A 22,248-nucleotide genomic window follows, 5' to 3' on the forward strand; every position below is an offset into this window, starting at 1 on the left:
TGCCGTGATGCATCACGGCACTGTGTGGAGAATGCAATGTTTAAACTGAAACAATTAACTGCTTGTGTCGCACTGACCTTGACTGCCAGTGTGACCTGGGCGGAGGGTGTGACTGTATTACATGTGGGCGACCAGGAAAGCTGGTTATTGACAGCACAAGGTAATTTGCGCGATAACTCCGGTCAGGCGATTTCATTTTATGGTGGTGTAGATCGTCTGGCGACCGTGATCAAAAATGCTGAAACAGCCGCGCAAGCTGCAGGCCGCCACGTGCTCAAGCTGAATGCGGGTGACGCCTTTTTACCAGGCCCTCGTTTGAATGCCAGTTTTCAAAATCTGGGCAGCGCTTACATGGGTGGTCAGGACTTCTATGACACCATCGCTTTGCGTCACATTGGATTTGATGCGATTGTGTTTGGTAACCATGAGTTTGACCTCGGTGCCGATGTGGCTGCCCGTTTCGCTGAAGTGTCAGGCAGTACCTACTTGTCTGTGAACCTTAATTTTGATGCCACAAACCCCTTTGCCAGTCTCAAGGCTGCAGGCAAAGTTGCTCCATCAAAAATCATCACGACCAGCGCGGGCCACAAGATTGGCCTGGTAGGTGCAACGACACCATTGTTGCCTAATATTTCCTCTCCAGGACCAGTCAATTTGATTGGCTTTGATGCCAACAACACCGAGGCACAAAACCTGCAGGCGCTGATTCCGCTGATTCAGGCGGAAGTGAATCGCTTGCGTAACGAGCAAGGCGTGACAACCGTCATCCTGATCAGCCATCTGCAAAATGCTGCCAATGAAATCAATGTGGTGATTCCTGCCTTGACCGGTGTTGATCTGGTGTTGTCCGGCGGTGGTCATGAGTTAATGGCCGATCCTGATGATGCACTGATCAACGGTGGCGTGGCTGCGACCTACAATTCGCATCCAGTGAATGCCGTAGATGCCAATGGCCGCACAGTGCCTGTGCTTACCAGCCACTTTGGTAACCGCTACGTCGGGGAGCTCAACTTCACGATTGATGATAGCAATGGCACCTTTGTGGGCATTGACTCCAGCAAAATGATGCGTGTCAGCGGTGCCGCCGCGGATGCAGACCGTGTGAGTGGCGATGCCACGATCCAGGCACAAGTGGTGACGCCAGTGCAAAATTACATTGCAGCACTGAACGCACAAATCATAGGCACCACAGCTGTCAAACTCAACGGCCCGACGCATACGACCTGTGCTGCACTCCCATGTACGTTTGTGGCTGGTGTGCGTAACGCTGAAACCGGCCTGGGCAACCTGGTCGCTGACGCAATGCGCTTTGCCGGTAAAACAGATGTCGCGATCCAGAATGGCGGCGGTATCCGAACCAATATTGCATCCGCTGGCAACGTATCCGTAGGCGATACTTTCAATATCCTGCCATTTACCAACCTGGTAAAGCGTGCGCCCGGCATGAATGCCACCCAGCTTAAAGATCTGTTGGAGCATGGCTATGGCGACACCAGCCCAACTGGCCGTGCCAATGGCCGTTACCCACAAATCTCTGGCATGCAGGTGATCTACGACAGCCGCAACCCTGCCCGAACCACACAAGGGACTGGGAGCCGCATTCAGCGTGTGGTGCTGGATGACGGCACCGTGCTGATTGATAACGGTGTTGTGGTCAATAACCGTACTTTCTCATTTACCACCATAGACTTTACGGCAGCGGGTGGCGACGGTTATCCATTTGCGGCTAATGCAGTGGAGTTTGAAAACAGCCCATTCACCATTACCTATCAGGAAGCACTGGCTAACTTCATTCAAACGCCAAAATCAGAGGGTGGCCTGGGTCGCTTGAATAATAGTGATGGTGATGAAATTACTGTGAATATGTATGGCCTGGAAAACCAGTATGACAAAGGTGGCCGTTTGATTGACCTGGCGATTGCCAATTCAACCGCTGGTGTCACGCGCACTGGCACGGCTGCACGTGATGTACTGGTGGGCACCGCAGGTGATGACATGATCAACGGTGGCCTGGGTGTGGATACGCTCACTGGTGGCGCAGGTAACGATGTATTTGTTTATAACAGCATGCGTGAAGCGGGTGACACGATCACTGACTTTACGCCTTATGCAGACAAGCTGCAGCTGACGTCCTTGCTGGCTTCACTTGGAGTATCTGCCAATAGTGCCCTCACAGGTGGCTACCTGCGCTTGATGGACGTGACTGGTGGCGTACAACTGATGGTCGATACCGATGGTGCGACAGGTCCTGCCGTAGCTAAACCATTAGTGACCTTGAAAGGTTTGACCGCCAAACAAGTGTCGCCAGCCAGAGATTTCATACTTTAATGTTTACTAAAGGAATTTTGCAATGAACACATTCATGAAAAAAATCACGTTGGCTGCCTTGTTGACAGTCGTCATCCCAGCCCAGGCAGCTATTCAATCCTGGCAGTTTAATGGTCAAGTTGAATCCGGTTACTACAACGGTACCAGCTATCAGGGTCAGTTCAGCCTTGATGATGCCGGTCTGTTGGCATCGGGCACTGAACTGATCAATCTGAGCAGCCTGAACTTCACTTTTGGTGGCAACCTGTTCAACCTGGCAACGCCTGCTCTGGCCGATGCCACTGCCGTATTCCAGGATGGCGTTTTTACTGGCCTGGAGTGGTCCGTAGATTCCAACAGTCCGGCGATCGGGTTTAGCTTTATTGCAGGTGGCAGCGATACTTCGGATGCGTACTTTACCTATGACACGACTCTGGGGTTCTCTGGTACTGGTAGTCTGGCCTATGCCGCGGCTGTACCAGAACCGACACAAACCGGCCTGATGCTCATAGGCTTGGGTCTGTTTGGCTGGATTGCGGCACGTCGCCAATCCTGATTATTTCTGCATCAACGCGTTTGCAATGAACGCAGCAGCCCGGTTCGCCGGGCTTTTTTATTGGGATACCTGGAATAAGTGGCTATGCGGGCAAATTGCTGCGTTGCGCGGTACTCGCAACCTCGCTGTACACTGCGTACTATCTCGGTTTCTGCGTTCCGTGCGCCTTGCACTTCATCCCGCTCGCTCACTTATTCCGGCTATCCATTGTTTAAAAAAATCTGGCACTGAACAGATATAGTCCGACTAGTCCGATCTTAATCTGTCTGCAACATTCACTCTATAGACTTGCTGCTCGAATTAACTTGTCAGCGAAGCTATGAAGAAAACATTAGGTTTATTGGTTGGATTATTGGGGCTCAGCCTCTCCACTTCCGTGTTTGCCGCCTGGAACAAAGATTGGGCGACACAACAGAAAATTACCATAGATACCACCAATATTAAGGAAGCCGTCAACCAGGCCCCAGTATTGGTGCGTTTGCATTCCGGTAATTTTGATTTTACCGGGGCGAATGTGGACGGTGCTGACCTGCGTTTTATTGCCGCAGACGACAAAACAGAACTCAAATTCTCACTGGAAAAATATGATGCAGTGAATGAATTGGCGGTGGCCTGGGTTGTGCTGCCGCAGGTTTCTTCCGCGAATAAAGACCTTGCGATCAGTCTTGCCGCTGGCAATGAATCAGCCACGTCTGCCAGTGATGCACAAGTGCTCAATGATCCCGCCCTGCTGGCACGCTTTGCCTTCTCTGACAATGCCTTGCTCAAAGACACTGGCCCCAACCAATTGATCGCCATGGGTAATGCCACTGTGCAAAAGGCCGGTTTAATTGCCGAAAGTGCCAACCTTAACAATAGCCCATTGACCATCACCTTACCCGCTGCGCCCGTTCTGGCAAATGGCGGCACCTGGTCGGTGTGGTTAAAGCCGGCCAATCTGCCACAAACGGCGGAAATTTTTAAAAGCGGCAACGTCACCTTGAAACTCGAAGGCAGTACGCTGGTGTTGCAAGCCGGTACCGCCAACACGCAAGGTGGTGAACTGAAGCCTGGCCAGTGGCAGCACATTGCGCTGGTATTCCAGGGTGACCAGGCCATCATTTATGTGAATGGACAGGTGGCAGGACAAGTGGCGGCCAATGACGCGCAAGCTGCCGCCAGTGTTACGCTCGGCCAAAATTTAAGCGCTGAAGTTGATGAGCTGCAATTTGCTTCAACGGCACGTAGTGCATCCTGGCTGGCCCTGGTGGCCCAATCGCAAGGCGCGGATGCCAGTATGGTGAAAGTGATTCCGTCAGATGCTGAAGAGGAAGGTGAGGGTGGCGAAGCCAATTACATGGGCATCCTCATTGACAGCCTGACGGTGGACGCCAAGGTGGTGATTGGCATTCTGGCTGTCATGTTCGCCATCAGTGCCTGGGTCATGGTTAGCAAGGCACGCCTGGTCAGCCGTACTGATAAAGACAATGCTTTATTCCTCAAGCGCTTTCAGCAATCCAATACTACAGACTTATTGACTCTAGATAAAACCGGTAGTTACACCCATTCCAGCCTATTTGGTTTATACAAAGCGGGCCTGCGTGAAATCAAAAAGCGTGAAGTGGATGGCAAAGTTGCTTTGGGTGGCGCGTCCATTGATGCGATTAAAGCCGCAGTGGATGCTGACTTGGTACGTGAAACCCAGCGCATGAACAGCATGATGGTGCTGCTCACTATTGCAATTTCCGGTGGTCCTTTCCTTGGCCTGTTAGGGACAGTGGTCGGTGTGATGATTACATTTGCCGCGATTGCCGCTGCGGGTGACGTCAACGTTAACGCAATTGCGCCAGGTATTGCGGCCGCCTTGCTGGCGACTGTGGCTGGTCTGGGCGTGGCGATTCCTGCGCTGTTTGGCTACAACTACCTGGCTAGCCGCGTCAAAAACATCACCATCGCCATGCAGATTTTTGTCGATGAATTTATCACCCGTACTGCTGAATTGTACGGTAAGGAATAAGGCTGGGAAATGTCAGAAGGCGTCAAAGAAGAGAACCAGCTCTACGATGAGATCAACATTACGCCCATGCTGGACTTGGCGTACGTACTGCTGGTGATTTTCATCATCATGACCACAGCATCCGTGCAAGGTGTGAAAGTCGACATGCCGCATACCGTGAACTCTGCAGCGCTGGCCAAACCGCAAATGCGCGCCATTACCGTGACCAGTGATGGCAGTGTCTACCTTGATGCGTTTCCGGTGGATATGGCGCAACTGGAGCAGCGCCTGGCGCAATATAAAAGCAGCAACCCCGAGTTGCCCGTGGTGCTCAAAGGCGATGCTGCTGCCCATTATGAAAAGGTCTCAGAAGTGCTAGAAATCTGTAAACGGCTGGACATCACCGAAGTCGGCCTGGTGACTAAGAAAGTGGTGGAATAAGCCATGCAGGTACAAAACGATGCCCAACCTTACGACACCATCAACATTACGCCCATGCTGGACCTGGCCTATGTACTGCTGGTGATTTTTATCCTGATGACGACGGCTGGCGTGCAGGGGCTGACCATGAACTTGCCCAAGCCATCCAACAAGCCGAGCACTGAAAAACACGATATCAAAATCGTACAGGTGCAGCAGGGCGGCACGCTGACCATCAATGGGGTTGGCGTGAGCATGGCCGAGCTGGAAACCCAGCTTAACCAGGCTAAGGCCATGGACCCGAAATTCAACGTCATGATTAAGGGTCAACCACAGGCGCCTTATGCAGGTGTGATAGGCGTGATTGACCTGGTAAACCGCCTGAAAATTGAAAACGTCGGCCTAGTGACCGGCAAGATCGGGACATAAGCATGGTATTGCATGAGACAGATGCAATGGCAGAAGAAACACCTGTGTCTGCCACACGCTTATGGACAACGCGCATATTGATTGCCTTGCTGGTATTGGCAGTACTGGCGGGGATTGGCTATGGCATTAAAAAACTGTTTTCTGGGGGCGCCCCACAAAAAAAGCAAATCACGACCGTGAAGTTGCTACCTGATACGCCCCCACCTCCGCCGCCACCGCCGCCTAAAGAGCCGCCCAAGGAAACCCCAAAAGAGCAGCCTAAAGAGGCGCCAAAGGAGCCTGAACCGAAACCGGTGGAAGCGCCGCCTGCAGAGAACCTGAAAATGGAGGGTCCTGCCGGTGACGGTCCTAGCGCGTTCCAGGCCGGTGCGGTGAATAACGAATACAAGGGTGGGGCAGTTGCCACCATAGGTTCGGACGGAGGCGTCAAGTTCCGCTGGTATGCCGGATTGGTCAAATCGCAGATTGAGCGTGCGATTGAGCGCGACAAGAAACTGACGCAAGGTCAATACAAGATCGTGGTCAGTGTCTGGTTAAAACCTAACGGGCAATTTGAAAGATTATCTGTTGAGCAGTCTGATTCAACACCAGAGATTGAACAAGGGATACGTGAAGCCCTGAATGATTTACCCGCCATGCAGGAAAGCCCCCCTGAAAACATGCCGATGCCTATTCGTATGCGGATCACGGCAAAAAAAATGGGCTAATTCATTAATACACACACCAAATGTGGAAACTAAATACTGTGAGTGAGGATATGCAGACTCTCAATACCCCTTTAAAAAGAACTACAGTTGCCGTATGGTTGTTTACCCAGTTAGCGGCGACAGGGAGTGCACATGCGGATGAACGCGAGTCACTGGAGCAATTGCGTGCAACGACGACTAACCTGATTGAATTGCTGGTGCAGGAAGGCGTGTTGTCGAAACAGAAAGCTGACGCCCTGCTGCAAAAAGCCGCTGCTGATGCCAAAGAACATAGTCAGCAGGCTGAGTTTAAAGAGAACGTGCGATCTGAAGTTAATAAAGCGATTGATGAAAAAACTGTGCGTGTGCAATATATTCCGCAGCATGTAAAGCAAGCAATGCGTGAAGAAATTGAACATGATGTGATGGAGAAGTTGAATTACAAGGCTGGAGAGCGTTTGGGCATGCCTGAGTGGATAGATCATGTCAGCTTTCATGGAGATCTACGTTTGCGTGGACAAGAGGACAGTTTTGATGGAGGAAATGCAGACTTTGAGGTCTTGAGTGATGATCCCTTGCGCGCCATGAATTTGGAAAACTCCTCGGAAGAGCGACGCCGGTGGCGGGTGAGAGCACGTTTGGCAGCGGATGTTAAAGTTAATGACTGGTTAACTGGTGGGATTCAATTCGTGACCGGTTTGCCCAACACGCCAGTGACTCCGAACCAAACAGAAGGGATTGCTCAAGGTAAATATCAATTCACACTTGATCGCGTATTTTTGAAAGCTCAAGTCGCACCTTGGTTCAATGTGACAGGTGGCCGCTTTGAAAATCCTTTCGTTTATACGGATATCTTGTGGGATCCGGATTTAGCGTTTGATGGATTTGTAGCTAAATTTACACCTGCTCTTAGCGAACGGCTAAGCAACTTTACGACAATTGGTGCCTTCCCAGTGGAAGAGGTTCAGTCATCCTCAACTAATAAAGCCAAGGATAAGTGGCTGTACTCCCTACAAACAGGAATCAACTGGGCAGCCACTCCAAAGACTAATGTGAAAGTGGCTTTTGCTTACCATGATTTTAAAAACGTAGAAGGCCAACTGAACTCGGTCGGACTAAACGACTTCAGAAATACAGCCCCCTTGTTTAGACAACGAGGTAACAATACTTTTGACATCAATAGTAATAATGCGGGATCAGATCCTTTGTATGGTATTGCATCAAAATTTGAGTTGATTAATTTCCTGGCACAAGTGGATGTGTTGCAATTTGACCCTGTTCATCTCACGTTTACCGCAGACTATGTGAAAAATATCGGCTTCGATAGAGACGATATTTTAAGACGTACCGGGAATCTCTATGCCCAAGAAACCGATGCATACAATTTCCGCATGGATTTAGGACATAACAGTTTTAATGGCCCTTTTACTAGATTGATAAAAGCCAATGAATGGCAGGTTTCATTAGGCTATAAGTACATTGAAGCTGATGCGGTGTTAGATGCCTTTAACGATTCTAACTTTAGACTAGGCGGCACAGATACTAAAGGCTGGTATGTGTTTGGCAATTATGCAATTGATAAAAATGCCTGGTTGAGTGCACGTTATATGAGTGCAGATACTGTGAGTGGAAAGCCATTTTCTGTAGATGTATTATTGTTTGATTTGAATGCACGCTTTTAAAAGAAGCTAACTATGAAATTTGTTGAACACATAGCTCAATTAGTCTGTTTTTTTGTCCTTAGCATCTGTATTGTTCAGTCGGCTATAGCTGCCGAAAAGCAGGATAAAGCCGCCAAGCGCGCAGCGATTCTGATGCAAAAAATGAAGCAGGATCTGGAAGCTGAAAAATCGGCCTTGCAAACGCAATTTGAGCAGGAAAAAAAGGATTTGTCACAAGCGCTTGATCATGCACAAACTGAGCAGCGGTCACATTCGGCAAAACTGCAAGGGCAAGTAAAACGCAACCAGCAATTACAATCAGAAAACCAGAAACTGACTCAGGAAAATGAGGCATTGTCGGCCCAGTTAAAGCAATTGCAAACGCAATTGGCTGAGCAGGGCCAGCAGCTTGAGATCACCCAGGAAGCATTGAAAGCAGCAAAAACCGACCTGGACACCAATGACATGCAGCGTAAGGCCCTGGTGGCAAAAGTTGGTGCGTCGCATCAGCAGCTGGTGTCATGTGAGGAAAAGAACAGCCGCTTGTACAACTATGGGCACGAGTTGATCAGTCTGTATGACGATGCGAGCGTGTATCAGAAAATCATGCGTTCAGAGCCATTCTTTCAACTCAAGCGTGTCGAGCTGGAAAATCTCCTGCAGGATAAACAGGCGCAGTTGCTGGAAAATAAAGTTGATACAATAGCCACGCCCTGACTATTTGCAGGGGACGTGTGTTTATTGAGCGGCTGGCATGATGACTGCATTTTTGAATTCCTGGTTCACCCGGCATGAACGTGCCCGTATTTACCCGTTTGCCGGATTTATATTATTACTGGCGATAGAGCCCTGGCTGGCTGTTGTGTTAACACGGTTGGGGATAGGCGCAGAACCTACCTACTTATTGCGTAGTCTCCTGGCTTTGTGCCTGCTGCTGAACTTCTGCCGTGATTATGTCGAATTGCGTGTGGCACCTAGTTTTAATCAGGCACTTATTGCCTTGTTGGCGGGCGGGGTTGTATTTTTGCTCTGGGTCATTCCTTATCCTGTCTGGTTGGGTGGGCATGCTGCAACTATTGCACCGGCCATGCCTATGCAAAGTCATGCAGATATCTTCTGGTTGATTTGCCGCTGGAGTGGCTCGGCCTTGATCGTGCCAGTGATCGAAGAGCTGTTCTGGCGGTCTTATTTGATGCGCAGGCTGGACAATACAGACTTTATGTCGGTTTCACCTGCTGTTGTGACGACTTATGCAATTGGTGTAAGTAGCGTATTATTCGCGGTGGAACATCAGCTTTGGTTAGCAGGGCTGTTGGCAGGGCTGGTATATGCCTGGTTATACCGTCAATTCCAAGTGCTCTGGGTATCAATACTGGCTCACGTAACAACCAATGCCGTGCTGGGGATCTGGGTGGTATATGGTGGTCACTGGCAGTACTGGTAAACAGGGTGTGATAGCATGTGATTTTCAGTGACGATGAGCATCGTTAAAGACGGGCCTGTGGCAGGCCGTCATCAGTTGGTGACTGTCGTGGCAGGAAACACAAAATACCAAATATTGAAGGGTGATGATGAAGAAAATCGCATTAATCGTGCCAGCACTGTTGCTGGTCATGGCCGGGTGTAGTAAACACGAAGGTGCTGCCAAAGGTGGCTCACAAGTGGTTGCGAAAGTGAATGGCAGTGAAATCACCGTGCATCAGCTGAATTTTGCTTTGTCCAAAATGGGCAAGCTGGATCAATCGCAAGTCAAGGCGGCGTCTGAAAAAGTGTTGCAGCAAATGGTAGACATGGAGTTGCTTAAGCAAAAGTCTGTGGATGAAAAACTGGACCGTGACCCTAATGTGTTGCAAGTCCTCGAAGCGACCAAGCAGCAAGTGCTGGCGCAAGCCTATATGCAGAAAGTGGCCTCGAAACAGGCGGCTCCCTCAGAAGATGACATCAAGAAGTTTTACGATACGCATCCCGAACTATTCAGCGAACGTAATGTGTATGTGATCCAGGAATTTGCCATCAAGGATGGTAACGAGCACGCCAGTGAAATTGAAGCGGGGATCAATGATGCAAAAACCGGGGATGACATTGCCAATTGGCTGAAAGACCATAACCATATGTTCAGTGTGAATGCCAGCCGTAAAGCCGCTGAGCAATTGCCGCTGGAGCTGCTGAAAAAAATGAATACGCTGAAGGCAGGTGATACGCTGGTGGTGAAAAGCCCACAGGCGCTGGTGTTGCTGTTCTTGGCTAAAATTGACCGCCAGCCGGTAGATCTGGAAAAAGCCAAGCCAGTGATCCAGCAATTCCTGGTCAACTCCAACCAGCAAACCTTGATCAAGAACGAGGTAGCGGCATTGCGTAAGGAGGCGAAAGTCGAGTTTTACGGCGACTTCTCCAAAATGACCATGGATGGCAATGCAACCGTACCAGCAACGCCAGCGGTCAAGCCGGATACCGACAAACCTGAAGCGCCTTTGGCTGCACCTGCGTCGGAGTCCACGCAGCCAGCGCATAATCCAGCGATTGAGAAAGGCTTGTCTGGCCTCTAATTGGTACAGATATTGTCAAACCCCGGCCATGCCGGGGTTTTTTATTGCATGTTTATCAGGTAAAACAGGCTTAGTGGCGATGCTTTCTGCGCCAGCTAAGCCAGCCAGCAAACAGTAATAGCGCAGGCAAGCCAAACTGGAAGCTGTTAAACAGTAGGATCAGCCAGAGTTGTTGCTGAGGCAGGGCAATCACGCTATCACGTAATGGCGTGACCGGTAGGCTGATGCTGGGCTGGTTGTTGACCACCCATTGCAAGCTTTGCATGGTGAGCGCCAGGTTTCCTCCGCGCTGCAGTTGCGCATTGGTAAAGAACTGACGACTGCCCAACACCAGAATTCTTTGTAATTCACCGGAAGGACGCTTTTTCTCCATCGCTAGCGCAATGGTGGCTGGCCCACGGATATCGGTTTCCGCATTAAAAGCGGGTATTGTCCCGGCGTGCTCGCTACGGTAAGCATGACTCACCCATCCATGTTCTGCCCCTGCCACCAGAGGAATCACCCGCCAAGGGTCGCCATACTGCCGCGGACGATGGATGGCATGTGCATGGTCAAAGAATGTCCGTAAGGAGAAGTCCTGGGTTGGCCCCTGGCTGGCGTAGCGCTGTGTACTAAGCGCATGCAGGGGAATATCAAAATGGCGATTGGTCAGGTCTATCACTGTGCCCTGGCTGATCTGCAGGCCCAGGGTGTCTGCGATGGTTTGCAAGCCTTGTTTTGACGCTGAATCCGTCAGCCAGACCAGGTTTCCACCCTGTGTGATATGTGTCTGGATGGCTTGCACTTGCGTTGCCGTATAGGGTTGCATGGCCCCGGCCAGGACTAATGTGGGTAGCTTGTTGCCCAGGCCAAGCTCAAAAGCTTGACTCTGTCTGACTTGCAAGCCTGCATTATTCAGTGCCGCCGCCAATTGGCTGGCACCTTGCGCTGAGGTATCGTCCAGTTCAGCTTCTCCATGGCCATTGGCAAACAGGACGGGCGCACGTTCACCATGTTGCAGTTGCAGTAGCACATTGGTGAATGCTTCTTCTGTGTAAGGCAAGTACATGCGCTTTTCCTGGCCGCGGTAACGGATGATCATTTCGCCCTCTTTTTGTATTTGCTGCTGGCGTGCCAGTGCCGGGGCATTCGATGGGTCTATAAACTGGAGATCTATTGCGGGATGCAGGTACTGGTAGCGCTGTATCAGTGCCGTGATTGATTTTCTGAAGTAGCGCCCCTTGTAAGGGCTGTTGCTGCAAAAGGCTGTCACCTCTATGCGGCTGGGTAATTGCTGCAACACCTGATTGCTGGCCGCAGACAAGGTGTTGCGGTGATTATGTGTGGTGTCAGCCATGAGATTGAACTGCCAGGAGACCACCCCTATTAAAATAGTTATCAGCAGCAATACCGGGATTGCTAAGTGGTGTTGCCACCAGCCTGCCAAGACAGCCCGCCAGTGTTTTTTTGATTGGAAGTATGGTGGTTCTAAGTCAGCCATAAAGTCGGTCCGCATGTAAGCGGCGGATTGCAAGTAAAACAAAAAACAGCGCAAATAATACAAAAAACAAGACGTCGTAGCTATTGAGCATGCCCGAGGCAAACTGGCGGTAATGTTGCATCAGGGAAAAGTCATGAAATAAGGCCTTGGAGTGATCACTGAAAAACTTATCCAGTAACAGCCAGAAAGACAGGGCAGTGAGGCTGCAAAAGGCCGCCAGTATCGGGTTGGCGGTCAGGCAGGAAACGTAGAGACCAAGCGCACTGCTGGCTACCATCAGCAACCACAGGCCAAAAGCATGCGTGATCAGGTAGGGCAGGTCGATTTCTGCCCAGGGTAACAGCAGGGCAATCATCACCACCATGCTGATAATCAGCAGGCTCAGATAGCTGACAATCCCCAATAACTTACCCAGAATCAGCTCGCTCATGCTCAGCGGGGCACTCATCAACAAGGCCATGGTCTGGTTCTTGCGCTCTTCACTAATCAACTTCATGCTCACCAGCGGGACCACAAACAGCATCAGCACGGCTGCCACGCCAAACACACCTTCGGCCATAAATTGGGTGATGCCTATGCGCTGTACCTGCCAGTGAGCACTGTGCATGATTTCAAAGTACTGGTTGAAACTCAGGCTGTAATAGGTGCCCACAATCGCCTGGAAAACAGCCAGTACCAGCCAGCCCATGGGCGTCGCAAACAGGCTGCGCAGTTCTTTGCGGGCAATGACCAGAATCATGATGCTGCCTGCCTAAAGTCCTTTGATAATGCCAAAACGGACTGCAATATGTACCAGCTGGCCGGTGGTTTCCACGCCGAGTTTCTGCCGCACGCTGGTCTGGATATTGGCAACGGTCTTGTAGCCGATATGCATGGCCTTGGCGATGGCCGCCAGGGCTTCACCATGGGCAATCCGGCGGAATACCTCGAACTCTCTTGGAGAAAGTTTCTGTATCGGATTTTCCTGGCTTTCCAGATGGTACATCGACAGGCTTTGCGCCAGTTCGTTGTTGATGTAACGCCCGCCCTTGAGTATTTTCTGCACTGCTTCCAAGACCACTTCTGGTGGCTCGGTTTTGGTCACATAGCCCCGTGCGCCGGTCTGGATGGCACGCGTGGCGTAAATACAGTCATCATGCATGCTGAAAATCAGCACGCGCATCTGTGGCTTGCGATGCAGAATGCGTTTGAGCGTCTCCAGTCCGCCAATCCCTGGCATGTCTAAATCCAGGATGAGCAGGTCTGGATGGTTTTTCTCTACCAGTGCACAGGCTTCTTCGCCACTGAGCGCGTCGCTGGTCACTTCATGATTGGCCTGCTCAAGCAATGTGCGCAGCCCTTGCCTGAGCATGGCATGATCATCTGCAATCATTACTTTTGCCATGTGTTTTTATGCCTTATTTCTTATTGGCAAAGGTGATGTTCACACATTTGTCATTGGCAAAGGTGAGTTCAGCCGTATTAAAAAATTTGTTTGGCGCGTACTGGATTTTGCCGCGGTAATACCACATTTCAACGCTGTCACTTTCCCCGGCAATCGCCTGGCCTTTTTCGCGCAGGATCTGGTCGGCGTTGTGTGGCTTGATAGCCGTTTCCTTTTTCACCGGTTTGCCCAGGTTCTCTTCTACATATTGGCGAGATTTGCCACTGTAGGCATCCAGAAAAGGACGTTCTTCCGTCTGCAAATCTTTGGCGGAAAGGGATAGTGGCAAAAGGAAAGCAAGCAGGGCCAGCCAGTTACGGTGTTGCATAATCGTTTACTCCTGAGTTTGAAGTGGAAGTTTCTGTTGGCAGGGCATGCTGCGGCCCCGGTAAAGGAATCAGTCCGGTAATCATGGTGCCAGCCTGCAAGCCACTCATGAGCTTGAAACTGCCTTGTAGCGACTCGATACGTTCACGCATGCCAACCAGGCCGACGCCTTCTGTGGCTTGTGTCGTATCCATGCCTTTGCCGTTGTCACGGATTTCAATTTGCAGCGCGGGTTTGTCCTGGCGCATCATTACCTTGATGTCTATCCAGACTTCGCTGGCCTGCGCATGACGTGAGATGTTGGTGAGTGCTTCCTGTACTACGCGGAATGCCACGATATTGATGTCTTCATTGAGTGCCTGTTCGCCGATATCTAGCGCAAGGTGACATTCAATCCGCGCATTCAGCTTTTTCCAGTCGTTGACTAGTCGTTCTACGGCGCCAATCAGTCCAAGCGAATCCAGCGCGGGTGGCCGCAAATGTTTGATCAGCCTGCGAATGGACTGCTGTACATGTTGCGTGTTAGAGGCAATGCGGACGGCAATGACATTGGCCTGGTCCGGTGAGCTTTTCTGCAAGGCCAGGGCATCCATGCGGATGGCGGTCAGGTATTGCCCGGTTTCATCGTGGATCTCGCTGGCAATATATTTGCGCTCCTGTTCCTGCACCTGCATGGCATGGCGCGCCAATACCCTGTTTTCTTTCAGTGTACGCTCAAGATCTTGCTCTACCAGGCATTGCTCGGTCATATCGACCAGATAACCATGAATCTGGGCAGCATCATGAATATCTTCAGCCGGGACGTAAATAAAGCGGGCGCCGACATAGCAAGGCAACCCATCCGGCCGACGGATCTGCAGTTTATTGAAATTGATTTCCTTGTGATGCTGCAACTGCAGCACAAACTCCGGCCAATGAAAAGAAAACAGACGGCTGGCATTGCGGTTGGTGCTGAGCGGGCGGCAGATACGGTCAAAAGCACGATTATGCATGCCAATATTGCCTTCAACATCCAGCACCACGTTGCCCGTCAGGTCGCCATCAAAAAGCGTGATATAGAGTTGCTGGCTGTTGCGTAACTGCATTTCAGTTTGTTTGCGGCGCTGAATTTCTGCGTGGATCTCCTGCATGCGTCGCTGGCTGAACCACACACTCAGTAACACAAACACAAACAGGGTGAGCGGGATTTCATCCAGTTGGGCATATTCATAGGTCAGCAGCCAGGCGGTGACACGTTCGGCCAAGTCAAATTGTGACGACAAAACAAAAGTCAGTGCCACGCCTGCGATCACGATGAGCGTGTCACGACTGGAGCGGCTTAATTTGCCCAGCTTTTGAATGTCAGTAATCACAGGGATAGACCGGTTATAAGAATGCATGATGAGGTGACCAAATACTTCCAAATTGCTTCTGCACGCGAATATGAGGGTCATGTACAGACATGCGCACTATAGACCACATTCATTGCCATTGCCCCGTGAAAAATTCCCTTTATTGGCCGGTCTGTAGGAATGAATTCTTGAATCCATCATAGGGAATCTTTCATCTATTGCCTTTGTTAGAAATTATTAACAATTCGGTTCGTGAAGTGCGGCATTCGGGGGGGTGTCTGCCACAACACTTAAAAAACGCATTCTTAAGAGATTAGGAGAAAGTATGAAACTGAAATCATCCCGTGCCGTTGTTGGCGCTTTGGTTGGGGGCTTGTTTGCAAGCATTTCCGGCCTGGCTGTGGCAGATGCTGACCTGGACAAGGCATTGAACACCCCAGGCGCCTGGCCAGTCGCGACTGGTGGCTATTACAGCCAGCACAACAGCCCATTGGCGCAAATCAACAAATCAAACGTTAAAAACGTCAAAGCAGCGTGGTCATTCTCCACCGGTGTACTCAATGGTCACGAAGGTGCGCCATTGGTGATTGGTGACATGATGTACATCCACTCCGCTTTTCCAAACAATACATATGCCCTGAACCTGAACGATCCAGGCAAAATTGTTTGGCAACACAAACCCAAGCAAGACGCTTCCACCAAAGCCGTGATGTGCTGTGACGTGGTAGACCGTGGCCTGGCTTATGGTGCTGGCCAAATTGTTAAAAAACAGGCAAATGGCCATTTGCTGGCTTTGGATGCTAAAACCGGTAAGATCAATTGGGAAGTGGAAGTGTGTGATCCTAAAGTTGGTCAAACACTGACACAGGCACCATTCGTTGCCAAAGACACTGTGTTGATGGGTTGCTCAGGTGCGGAGCTGGGTGTGCGCGGTGCAGTAAACGCCTACGACCTGAAAACAGGTGAGTTGAAATGGCGTGCATTTGCAACCGGTTCTGACGAGTCTATCCGTCTGGCTAAAGACTTCAACAAGGACAATCCACACTACGGTCAATTCGGCCTGGGTCTGAAAACCTGGGAAGGCGATGCCTGGAAAATCGGTGGCGGTACAAACTGGGGTTGGTATGCTTACGATCCTAAATTGAACCTGTTCTACTACGGTTCAGGCAACCCAGCACCATGGAACGAAACCATGCGTCCTGGCGACAACAAATGGACAATGACTATTTGGGGTCGTGATCTGGACACCGGTATGGCTAAATGGGGCTACCAAAAGACGCCACATGATGAGTGGGACTTTGCTGGTGTGAACCAGATGGTGCTGACTGATCAACCAGTCAACGGCAAAATGACACCATTGTTAAGCCACATTGACCGTAACGGTATCTTGTACACACTGAACCGCGAAAACGGCAACCTGATCGTTGCTGAAAAAGTGGATCCAGCCGTGAACGTGTTCAAAAAGGTTGACCTGAAATCAGGTACGCCAGTACGTGATCCAGAGTTCGCAACCCGTATGGACCACAAAGGTACCAATATTTGTCCATCTGCGATGGGCTTCCACAACCAGGGTGTTGACTCTTACGACCCGGAAAGCCGTACCTTGTACGCAGGCCTGAACCACATTTGTATGGACTGGGAGCCGTTCATGCTGCCATACCGTGCTGGTCAGTTCTTCGTTGGTGCGACTTTGGCCATGTACCCTGGCCCTAACGGCCCAACCAAGAAAGAAATGGGTCAGATCCGTGCATTTGACTTGACCACTGGTAGAGCTAAATGGACCAAGTGGGAGAAATTTGCAGCTTGGGGCGGTACTTTGTACACCAAAGGTGGCCTGGTTTGGTACGCAACACTGGACGGTTACCTGAAAGCCTTGGATAACAAAGACGGTAAAGAGCTGTGGAACTTCAAGATGCCATCCGGTGGTATCGGTTCTCCAATGACTTACTCCTTCAAGGGTAAACAGTATATCGGCAGCATGTACGGTGTTGGTGGCTGGCCAGGTGTTGGTCTGGTGTTTGACCTGACAGACCCAAGTGCTGGTTTGGGTGCGGTTGGTGCGTTCAAAGAACTGCAAAACCACACACAAATGGGCGGTGGCCTGATGGTGTTCAGCCTGTAATTCAAGTCCTGAACCTGTTGATGTAGTGTGCAGGGTGGCCGTCAGTCGCAAGGCGGGCCGGTCGCCCTGTTCTCAGCCCTAGAGTGAAGAGAGCAAATATGTTTCCTGATGTAAAAAAAGTCCGTGCTGGCTGGGTAAGTGCCTGCCTCACGGTGGCATTCAGCCTCTTGGCATTGCCTGCCATGGCTGCAAATGCACTCAATGTCTGTGCTGGTAAGGCCGAGTTACCTTTTTCAAATGACAAGCAAGAAGGCTTTGAAAACAAGATTGCAAGCGTGATTGGCAAAGCGTTGAATATGCCAGTCAACTACTTTTGGTGGACCAATCCACTCACCCTGCAAAAAGACATGGAAGCGGGTAAGTGTGATGTGTTGATAGGCACTGACCCAAATGACCCACGTGTGCTGACAACCAAGCCTTATTATCGGTCAGCCTATGTGTTTATTACGCGCAAAGACCGCGAAATTGATGTGACCTCCTGGGATCATCCCTACCTTAAAGAGAAGAATTTCCGTATTGGTGTGATGCCGGATAGCCCTGGCAAAAACATGTTGCTGCAAATTAATCGTTTTGACGACATGTTTGACTACTTTACTGAAATCCAGAATTTTCAGTCCACTCGCAACCGTTACATTCACGTCGAGCCTTCCCGGTTGGTGAATGATGTGGCCAGTATGCATTTGCATATGGCGATGTTGTGGGCACCAGAAGCTGCGCGTTATGTGCGTGCCTCCGAAGTACCTTTGAATATGGTGATCGTCGAAGATACCGCCAAAAAAACCAACGGTGAAAAAATCCCCATGCACTACAACGTCGTCATGGGCGTCAACAAGCAGCGCCCCGAGCTGGTGGATGCTTTGAATCGTGTCATTGATGCACATGGCACAGAGATTACTGCCATCCTTAAAGATGAAGGTATTCCTCTGTTAAACCTGCATTAAGCCACCCTATTTTGTTAATCAAGTTTTGGAGTTTGAATTGAAAGAATCTCAACAATTGCAGGTACAACATCCGCAATCACGCCGTGCGAAACAACAGCTGGCGGTGGCTTTTGGCGTATCAGGCCTGGTGATGGCTGCTTTTTTAACGGTGGCCTGTGCAAAAGAGGATGCGTCTGCAAATGCCAAAGAGAGCGCTAAGAGCGCCCCTGTGCAGCTTGCTTTAAAAGATGGTCCTGCACTGGAGTTCCGTGGCACGCTGTCCGGCGATGTGCTGGATGTCTCCCCGATGGAGGGTGAAACCTTCAGCCCCGAAGCCAAGCACTTTCTTGCAACAGGCGAAAATCCATATCGCAACAATGAAGAGGCCATCAAAAAAGGCTATACGCTGTTTTCAACCGCCTGTTCTGGATGCCACGGACATTTGGCGGAAGGTAAGTTAGGCCCGGCCCTGGCGGATGAATATTGGACCTATCCCAAAAATGAAACGGACAAAGGCATTTTTGAAACGATTTATGGTGGCGCAGCCGGCATGATGGGGCCGCAACAAGGCCGCCTGCAAGTCGACGAAATTATTCAGATTATTGCCTGGATTCGTCATCAAGCAGAAGAAAACCAGAAAAACGGTGGCGCAGCCCCGCACGGTTAACAGGATTGCCGGATCGTCTCGCTGGTGGGCATTCCGGTAATTAAAACAAGACACCAGCTAATTTGTGATTAAGGAGAAAGTGATGAAACACGTATTGACATTACTGGCAGTTGCCGGTGTGTTTGCAGTGTCAAATCAGGCCCTGGCATACGACGGTCAAACTTGTAAAGAAGCCGGCAACTGCTGGGAAGCCAAACCAGGCTATCCGGAAAAAATTGCGGGTTCAAAATATGACCCGAAACATGATCCGGTAGAGCTCAACAAACAAGAGCAAGCCATCAAAGCCATGGATGAGCGTAATGCAAAACGCATTGCCAACGCAAAATCCAGCGGCAATTTCGTGTTTGACGTGAAGTAATCAAAAAAATCCCCCCAAGGAAGCTGACATCGTTTCCGGTGTCGGCTTCATCCCCAGTATGTGACATACCGGTGTCGACTGCATGCAGTCGATAGTGGCCTGTTTCATCCCGAATCATGGATTATGTATGGAAAACAACATTGAGTTGCCAGCCTGGCGCGAACGCGCGCTGGCGTTTGAACAAGCATTAAACACTGTCGTCGTTGGTATGCCGGAGCAAATTCGTGCGCTGACAATTGCCATTTTTTCGCGCGGCCATGTGTTACTGGAAGGCGATGTGGGTGTCGGTAAGACCACCTTGCTGCGCGCTGCGGCACATTTGCTGGGTGGTGGTTACCAGCGGATTGAAGGTGCCATCGACCTGATGCCCAGCGACTTTCTTTATCATGCCTATATTGACGAGCGTGGCCAGGCGGCAGTCAAGCCAGGGCCGTTATTACAACATGATGAGGCTTTGTCCGTCTTCTTTTTCAACGAGATCAACCGTGCCCGCCCACAGGCACACGCCTTGTTTCTGCGCCTGATGGCCGAGCGTTCGGTCAACGCCTTTAACCGTGAATACCATTTCCCACACTTAACCGTCTTCGCCGATAGAAACCGTCTGGAACGTGAGGAGACGTTTGAAATCCCTGCTGCGGCCCGGGACCGTTTCCTGATGGAAATATCCGTCAAGGCGCCGGATGATAAAGACCTGCAGCGTGCGCTGATGTTTGACACCCGTTTTTATGATGTTGATGCGCTGGTCAGCCAGCAGCCGTCAGGGTTGACCCCTTACGATCAGCTGAATGCGGTCGCTGAGGCCGTTCAATCTACAGTCCGCGCTGAAATGCCATTGCAGAACTACGCGGTCGATTTGTGGCGGGTGTTGAAAGACCCGCAGGCGGCAGGCATTCAGCTGCAGGATGTCGATATGTCACGGTTGCTGGCGGGTGGTGCCAGCCCGCGCGGCATGGCGATGCTGATGCGCAGCGCAAGGACACGTGCCTGGCTGGAAGATCGCGATTATTTAACGCCAGATGATATTCGCGCCGTATGGCCATTTGTGGTGACGCATCGTGTGTTCTTCAATGGCGCGTATGCCTTGCAGCATGAGCGCCTGGCACCACTGCTGTTGCAAGCGGTGCTCGACAAAGTGTCAGCACCTTAGGGCAATGATAAGGCAAGAGGTTGATCCCAATGATGGCCAATTCGTCTGCGCCTAGCGCCATGTCCCGTCGCGTTTCCCGTGTACACAGCGCTTTTGAGCCTGCACTGTTTTTTTACACGATTCAGTGGCGGTCCAAGTCCTATCACGCCGGGGCGACCCTGACCGCACATCATGGTAATGGCAGTGATTTTGCCGGTTTTTCTTCTTTGTTGGCATGTCCTGATCCCAAACGCATTGATATCAGGGCGAGTGTGCGTACCGTCCCCCGTCAATGGCTGGTGAGGACCTATCTTGAACGTGCCGCGATCCGTGTCTTTGCCATTGTCGATCTTTCAAGTTCCATGTTTTTTGATGGCGAGTCCAATATGCGGCAACAGGTGACTGAGTTTGTCTCTTCGCTTGCCTGGTCAGCGACGAGACAAGGCGATGCATTTGGCATGTGTGCGGCAGCGGACAACCCTATCCCGGCCTGGCAGGTCATGCCTACTTTTCAACCCGGCACCGCACACATGATTGCGCAGCAAATGACCAGATACTGGCAAGCCGCAGGTGCCAGCGGAGGGGAGGGCAAAGGCGCAACTGCAATGCCGGAAGCCATGGAAGCGATAGGCCCGCAACGTGCGCTGGTCTTCCTGCTGTCAGATTTTTACTGGGCCGATGATTTGTTACAGAAAATACTACAAGCAGGTCAGGGTCACGATGTGATTCCGGTGGTTCTGCGTGACCGCTCCGCCACTGAAGGCTTACCTGCTTTTGGCTGGGCAAGGTTGCGTGACATGGAAACAGGTGAAGAGCGCAGCTGGATGCTCAGGCGTCGCTTGCATCAGCAGATCGTCGCCAATGCCCAACAGCAGAAACAGGCACTGAATGCACAGCTATTAAAAGCAGGCACACGTGCCCCATTGTGGCTGAGTCCTGGCTGGCAGGCGGAAGATATCAGTCGGCATTTAATGGAGACCATGGCATGACTGCGGATATAAACCGCCTGAAAAATAAAACTGGCCTGTTGATGCTGGGTAGCCTGCTATTCTGCCTGGCGGGCCTAAATGAGGCGGTTGCGACAAGCGGCGATCAGCTGCAAGTGCGTGCCGAGAGCACGACGCGGGAGGTCGATTACACGCTGGGCAGTATTGCAACACAGCATATTACCTTGCATGTGCCGCCAGGATTTGAACTGGACGCCTCCAGCTTGCCACCGCCTGCGCAGAATGAGGCGATCGAGTTACGCGAGGCCCACTGGGAGATCAAGGATACCAAGCAGGAGCGCCTGATTCTGCTTACTATCGACTGGCAGATATTTGTTGCGGGCGATACGGTGAAAACCATGCCGCTGAAAAAGCTGCATCTTGAATTCAAGCGGGGGCAGCAGCGACTGACGGTGGATGTGCCCGCGGATAAAGTCATTGTTTCCAGCCTGTTGCCAGCGCGTATTGATGCAGAGCACGTCAAATTGTATCCCGATGCGCCACTGCCGGCTTGGCCGCTGTCACGCCAGCTTTGGCAGCTGGCTGGCTGGGCAGGTTCCTTTGGTCTGGGCCTGGTTTACATGCTCTGGTACTTTGGTGTGATCCAGTTGCCACAAGAAAAACGCATGCCGTTCAGGCAGGCCTGGCGGGCGATGCGTGCGCTCAAAGAGCAACAGGCGCATGCTCCCATGCAGGCGATGCAATTACTCAGCCGTGCCATGGACCAGTTTGCGGGCTACGCGGTAACCGCAGAGAATTTGCCTAAGCTATTGTCCACGCATCAGGCTATCCAGCCCTACAGCGAGGCTTTGCAAGATTTCTATCAAGACTTGCAGCACACTTTTTTTGCCGGTAAACCAGCCGCCTGGTCGCTGGATAAACTGAAACAGCTGGCTAAAACCCTGAGTCAGATGGAGATTTCTTGAGC

Annotated in this window: 22 protein-coding genes; 17 read left to right on the forward strand and 5 right to left on the reverse strand. The window is 51.1% G+C overall.

The annotated features are described in order from the left end of the window. Window positions 1–36 precede the first annotated feature (36 nt). The 10 genes from F463_RS15250 to F463_RS0106800 all read left to right on the forward strand — a co-directional run bounded on the left by F463_RS15250 (window position 37) and on the right by F463_RS0106800 (window position 10,580). Window positions 37–2,328, forward strand: a complete 2,292-nt coding sequence (locus F463_RS15250; protein WP_018986304.1) for a 5'-nucleotidase C-terminal domain-containing protein — start codon at window positions 37–39, stop codon at window positions 2,326–2,328. Between the two features lie 34 nt (window positions 2,329–2,362). Beyond that, window positions 2,363–2,863: a PEP-CTERM sorting domain-containing protein gene (locus F463_RS0106760; RefSeq protein ID WP_245545158.1), complete on the forward strand. Its 501-nt coding sequence runs from the start codon at window positions 2,363–2,365 to the stop codon at window positions 2,861–2,863. A gap of 319 nt (window positions 2,864–3,182) precedes the next feature. Beyond that, complete coding sequence (locus tag F463_RS0106765; RefSeq protein WP_018986306.1) at window positions 3,183–4,859, forward strand: DUF2341 domain-containing protein; 1,677 nt, start codon at window positions 3,183–3,185, stop codon at window positions 4,857–4,859. A gap of 9 nt (window positions 4,860–4,868) precedes the next feature. Then, window positions 4,869–5,279 carry an ExbD/TolR family protein gene (locus F463_RS0106770; protein ID WP_018986307.1) on the forward strand — a complete coding sequence of 137 codons (411 nt, stop codon included), beginning with the start codon at window positions 4,869–4,871 and terminating at the stop codon, window positions 5,277–5,279. 3 nt (window positions 5,280–5,282) lie between these two features. Continuing rightward, a complete protein-coding gene (locus F463_RS0106775) occupies window positions 5,283–5,687 on the forward strand; it encodes an ExbD/TolR family protein (protein WP_018986308.1) in 405 nt (134 codons plus the stop codon). A 2-nt stretch (window positions 5,688–5,689) separates the two neighbouring features. Further along, window positions 5,690–6,394: a TonB C-terminal domain-containing protein gene (locus tag F463_RS0106780; protein ID WP_018986309.1), complete on the forward strand. Its 705-nt coding sequence runs from the start codon at window positions 5,690–5,692 to the stop codon at window positions 6,392–6,394. A gap of 50 nt (window positions 6,395–6,444) precedes the next feature. Continuing rightward, window positions 6,445–8,055 carry a putative porin gene (locus tag F463_RS0106785; protein WP_051082056.1) on the forward strand — a complete coding sequence of 537 codons (1,611 nt, stop codon included), beginning with the start codon at window positions 6,445–6,447 and terminating at the stop codon, window positions 8,053–8,055. A gap of 132 nt (window positions 8,056–8,187) precedes the next feature. Continuing rightward, window positions 8,188–8,751 (forward strand): hypothetical protein, encoded by a 564-nt coding sequence (locus tag F463_RS0106790; protein ID WP_245545159.1) that lies wholly within the window; start codon window positions 8,188–8,190, stop codon window positions 8,749–8,751. 37 nt (window positions 8,752–8,788) lie between these two features. Next, window positions 8,789–9,478, forward strand: a complete 690-nt coding sequence (locus F463_RS0106795) for a CAAX prenyl protease-related protein (protein WP_018986312.1) — start codon at window positions 8,789–8,791, stop codon at window positions 9,476–9,478. A gap of 124 nt (window positions 9,479–9,602) precedes the next feature. Next, on the forward strand, window positions 9,603–10,580 hold the full coding sequence (locus F463_RS0106800) for an EpsD family peptidyl-prolyl cis-trans isomerase (protein WP_018986313.1): 978 nt from the start codon (window positions 9,603–9,605) through the stop codon (window positions 10,578–10,580). A 70-nt stretch (window positions 10,581–10,650) separates the two neighbouring features. Here F463_RS0106800 and F463_RS0106805 read toward each other — a convergent pair whose 3' ends face one another. Genes F463_RS0106805 through F463_RS0106825 form a run of 5 tightly spaced genes read right to left on the reverse strand, consistent with a single transcriptional unit; the run spans window position 10,651 to window position 15,189 of the window. Further along, the gene (locus tag F463_RS0106805; protein ID WP_018986314.1) at window positions 10,651–12,060 is read right to left on the reverse strand and encodes a DUF4350 domain-containing protein; all 1,410 of its coding nucleotides are present in this window, start codon (window positions 12,058–12,060) and stop codon (window positions 10,651–10,653) included. Continuing rightward, on the reverse strand, window positions 12,053–12,799 hold the full coding sequence (locus F463_RS0106810; protein WP_018986315.1) for an ABC transporter permease: 747 nt from the start codon (window positions 12,797–12,799) through the stop codon (window positions 12,053–12,055). The genes F463_RS0106805 and F463_RS0106810 overlap by 8 nt, the downstream gene beginning before the upstream one ends. 12 nt (window positions 12,800–12,811) lie before the next feature. Beyond that, on the reverse strand, window positions 12,812–13,444 hold the full coding sequence (locus tag F463_RS0106815; protein WP_018986316.1) for a response regulator: 633 nt from the start codon (window positions 13,442–13,444) through the stop codon (window positions 12,812–12,814). 13 nt (window positions 13,445–13,457) lie between these two features. After that, complete coding sequence (locus tag F463_RS0106820; RefSeq protein WP_018986317.1) at window positions 13,458–13,811, reverse strand: hypothetical protein; 354 nt, start codon at window positions 13,809–13,811, stop codon at window positions 13,458–13,460. After that, complete coding sequence (locus F463_RS0106825; protein ID WP_245545161.1) at window positions 13,798–15,189, reverse strand: histidine kinase; 1,392 nt, start codon at window positions 15,187–15,189, stop codon at window positions 13,798–13,800. Before F463_RS0106825 ends, F463_RS0106820 begins: the two co-directional genes overlap by 14 nt. A gap of 277 nt (window positions 15,190–15,466) precedes the next feature. Between F463_RS0106825 and F463_RS0106830 the strand changes: the two genes are divergently transcribed. The 7 genes from F463_RS0106830 (at window position 15,467) to F463_RS0106860 (ending at window position 22,246) form a co-directional block, all read left to right on the forward strand. Beyond that, a complete protein-coding gene (locus F463_RS0106830) occupies window positions 15,467–17,263 on the forward strand; it encodes a methanol/ethanol family PQQ-dependent dehydrogenase (protein ID WP_018986319.1) in 1,797 nt (598 codons plus the stop codon). A 98-nt stretch (window positions 17,264–17,361) separates the two neighbouring features. After that, complete coding sequence (gene moxJ / locus F463_RS0106835; RefSeq protein ID WP_018986320.1) at window positions 17,362–18,204, forward strand: methanol oxidation system protein MoxJ; 843 nt, start codon at window positions 17,362–17,364, stop codon at window positions 18,202–18,204. Window positions 18,205–18,241: 37 nt separating this feature from the next. Continuing rightward, window positions 18,242–18,850 carry a cytochrome c(L), periplasmic gene (moxG, locus tag F463_RS0106840; protein WP_018986321.1) on the forward strand — a complete coding sequence of 203 codons (609 nt, stop codon included), beginning with the start codon at window positions 18,242–18,244 and terminating at the stop codon, window positions 18,848–18,850. Between the two features lie 82 nt (window positions 18,851–18,932). After that, entirely contained in the window at window positions 18,933–19,208 is a 276-nt protein-coding gene (locus F463_RS0106845) for a methanol dehydrogenase [cytochrome c] subunit (protein ID WP_018986322.1), read from the forward strand. A gap of 127 nt (window positions 19,209–19,335) precedes the next feature. After that, a complete protein-coding gene (locus F463_RS0106850; RefSeq protein WP_018986323.1) occupies window positions 19,336–20,355 on the forward strand; it encodes an AAA family ATPase in 1,020 nt (339 codons plus the stop codon). Window positions 20,356–20,384: 29 nt separating this feature from the next. Continuing rightward, window positions 20,385–21,323, forward strand: a complete 939-nt coding sequence (locus F463_RS0106855) for a DUF58 domain-containing protein (protein WP_018986324.1) — start codon at window positions 20,385–20,387, stop codon at window positions 21,321–21,323. Next, entirely contained in the window at window positions 21,320–22,246 is a 927-nt protein-coding gene (locus tag F463_RS0106860; RefSeq protein WP_018986325.1) for a hypothetical protein, read from the forward strand. Before F463_RS0106855 ends, F463_RS0106860 begins: the two co-directional genes overlap by 4 nt. Window positions 22,247–22,248 lie beyond the last annotated feature (2 nt).

The sequence above is a fragment of the Methylophilus methylotrophus DSM 46235 = ATCC 53528 genome, assembly GCF_000378225.1.
Classification (GTDB): Bacteria; Pseudomonadota; Gammaproteobacteria; order Burkholderiales; family Methylophilaceae; genus Methylophilus; species Methylophilus methylotrophus.

Coding starts and splice junctions, on each gene's coding strand:
- F463_RS0106820 (WP_018986317.1), bottom strand. CDS start 13,811: ATGCAACACCGTAACTGGCTGGCCCTGCTTGCTTTCCTTTTGCCACTA.
- F463_RS0106860 (WP_018986325.1), top strand. CDS start 21,320: ATGACTGCGGATATAAACCGCCTGAAAAATAAAACTGGCCTGTTGATG.
- F463_RS0106795 (WP_018986312.1), top strand. CDS start 8,789: ATGATGACTGCATTTTTGAATTCCTGGTTCACCCGGCATGAACGTGCC.
- F463_RS0106770 (WP_018986307.1), top strand. CDS start 4,869: ATGTCAGAAGGCGTCAAAGAAGAGAACCAGCTCTACGATGAGATCAAC.
- F463_RS0106825 (WP_245545161.1), bottom strand. CDS start 15,189: ATGCATTCTTATAACCGGTCTATCCCTGTGATTACTGACATTCAAAAG.
- F463_RS0106800 (WP_018986313.1), top strand. CDS start 9,603: ATGATGAAGAAAATCGCATTAATCGTGCCAGCACTGTTGCTGGTCATG.
- F463_RS0106810 (WP_018986315.1), bottom strand. CDS start 12,799: ATGATTCTGGTCATTGCCCGCAAAGAACTGCGCAGCCTGTTTGCGACG.
- F463_RS0106785 (WP_051082056.1), top strand. CDS start 6,445: ATGCAGACTCTCAATACCCCTTTAAAAAGAACTACAGTTGCCGTATGG.
- F463_RS0106805 (WP_018986314.1), bottom strand. CDS start 12,060: ATGGCTGACTTAGAACCACCATACTTCCAATCAAAAAAACACTGGCGG.
- F463_RS0106830 (WP_018986319.1), top strand. CDS start 15,467: ATGAAACTGAAATCATCCCGTGCCGTTGTTGGCGCTTTGGTTGGGGGC.
- F463_RS0106780 (WP_018986309.1), top strand. CDS start 5,690: ATGGTATTGCATGAGACAGATGCAATGGCAGAAGAAACACCTGTGTCT.
- F463_RS0106815 (WP_018986316.1), bottom strand. CDS start 13,444: ATGGCAAAAGTAATGATTGCAGATGATCATGCCATGCTCAGGCAAGGG.
- F463_RS0106850 (WP_018986323.1), top strand. CDS start 19,336: ATGGAAAACAACATTGAGTTGCCAGCCTGGCGCGAACGCGCGCTGGCG.
- F463_RS0106845 (WP_018986322.1), top strand. CDS start 18,933: ATGAAACACGTATTGACATTACTGGCAGTTGCCGGTGTGTTTGCAGTG.
- F463_RS15250 (WP_018986304.1), top strand. CDS start 37: ATGTTTAAACTGAAACAATTAACTGCTTGTGTCGCACTGACCTTGACT.
- F463_RS0106760 (WP_245545158.1), top strand. CDS start 2,363: ATGAAAAAAATCACGTTGGCTGCCTTGTTGACAGTCGTCATCCCAGCC.
- F463_RS0106775 (WP_018986308.1), top strand. CDS start 5,283: ATGCAGGTACAAAACGATGCCCAACCTTACGACACCATCAACATTACG.
- F463_RS0106855 (WP_018986324.1), top strand. CDS start 20,385: ATGATGGCCAATTCGTCTGCGCCTAGCGCCATGTCCCGTCGCGTTTCC.
- F463_RS0106790 (WP_245545159.1), top strand. CDS start 8,188: ATGCAAAAAATGAAGCAGGATCTGGAAGCTGAAAAATCGGCCTTGCAA.
- F463_RS0106765 (WP_018986306.1), top strand. CDS start 3,183: ATGAAGAAAACATTAGGTTTATTGGTTGGATTATTGGGGCTCAGCCTC.
- moxJ (WP_018986320.1), top strand. CDS start 17,362: ATGTTTCCTGATGTAAAAAAAGTCCGTGCTGGCTGGGTAAGTGCCTGC.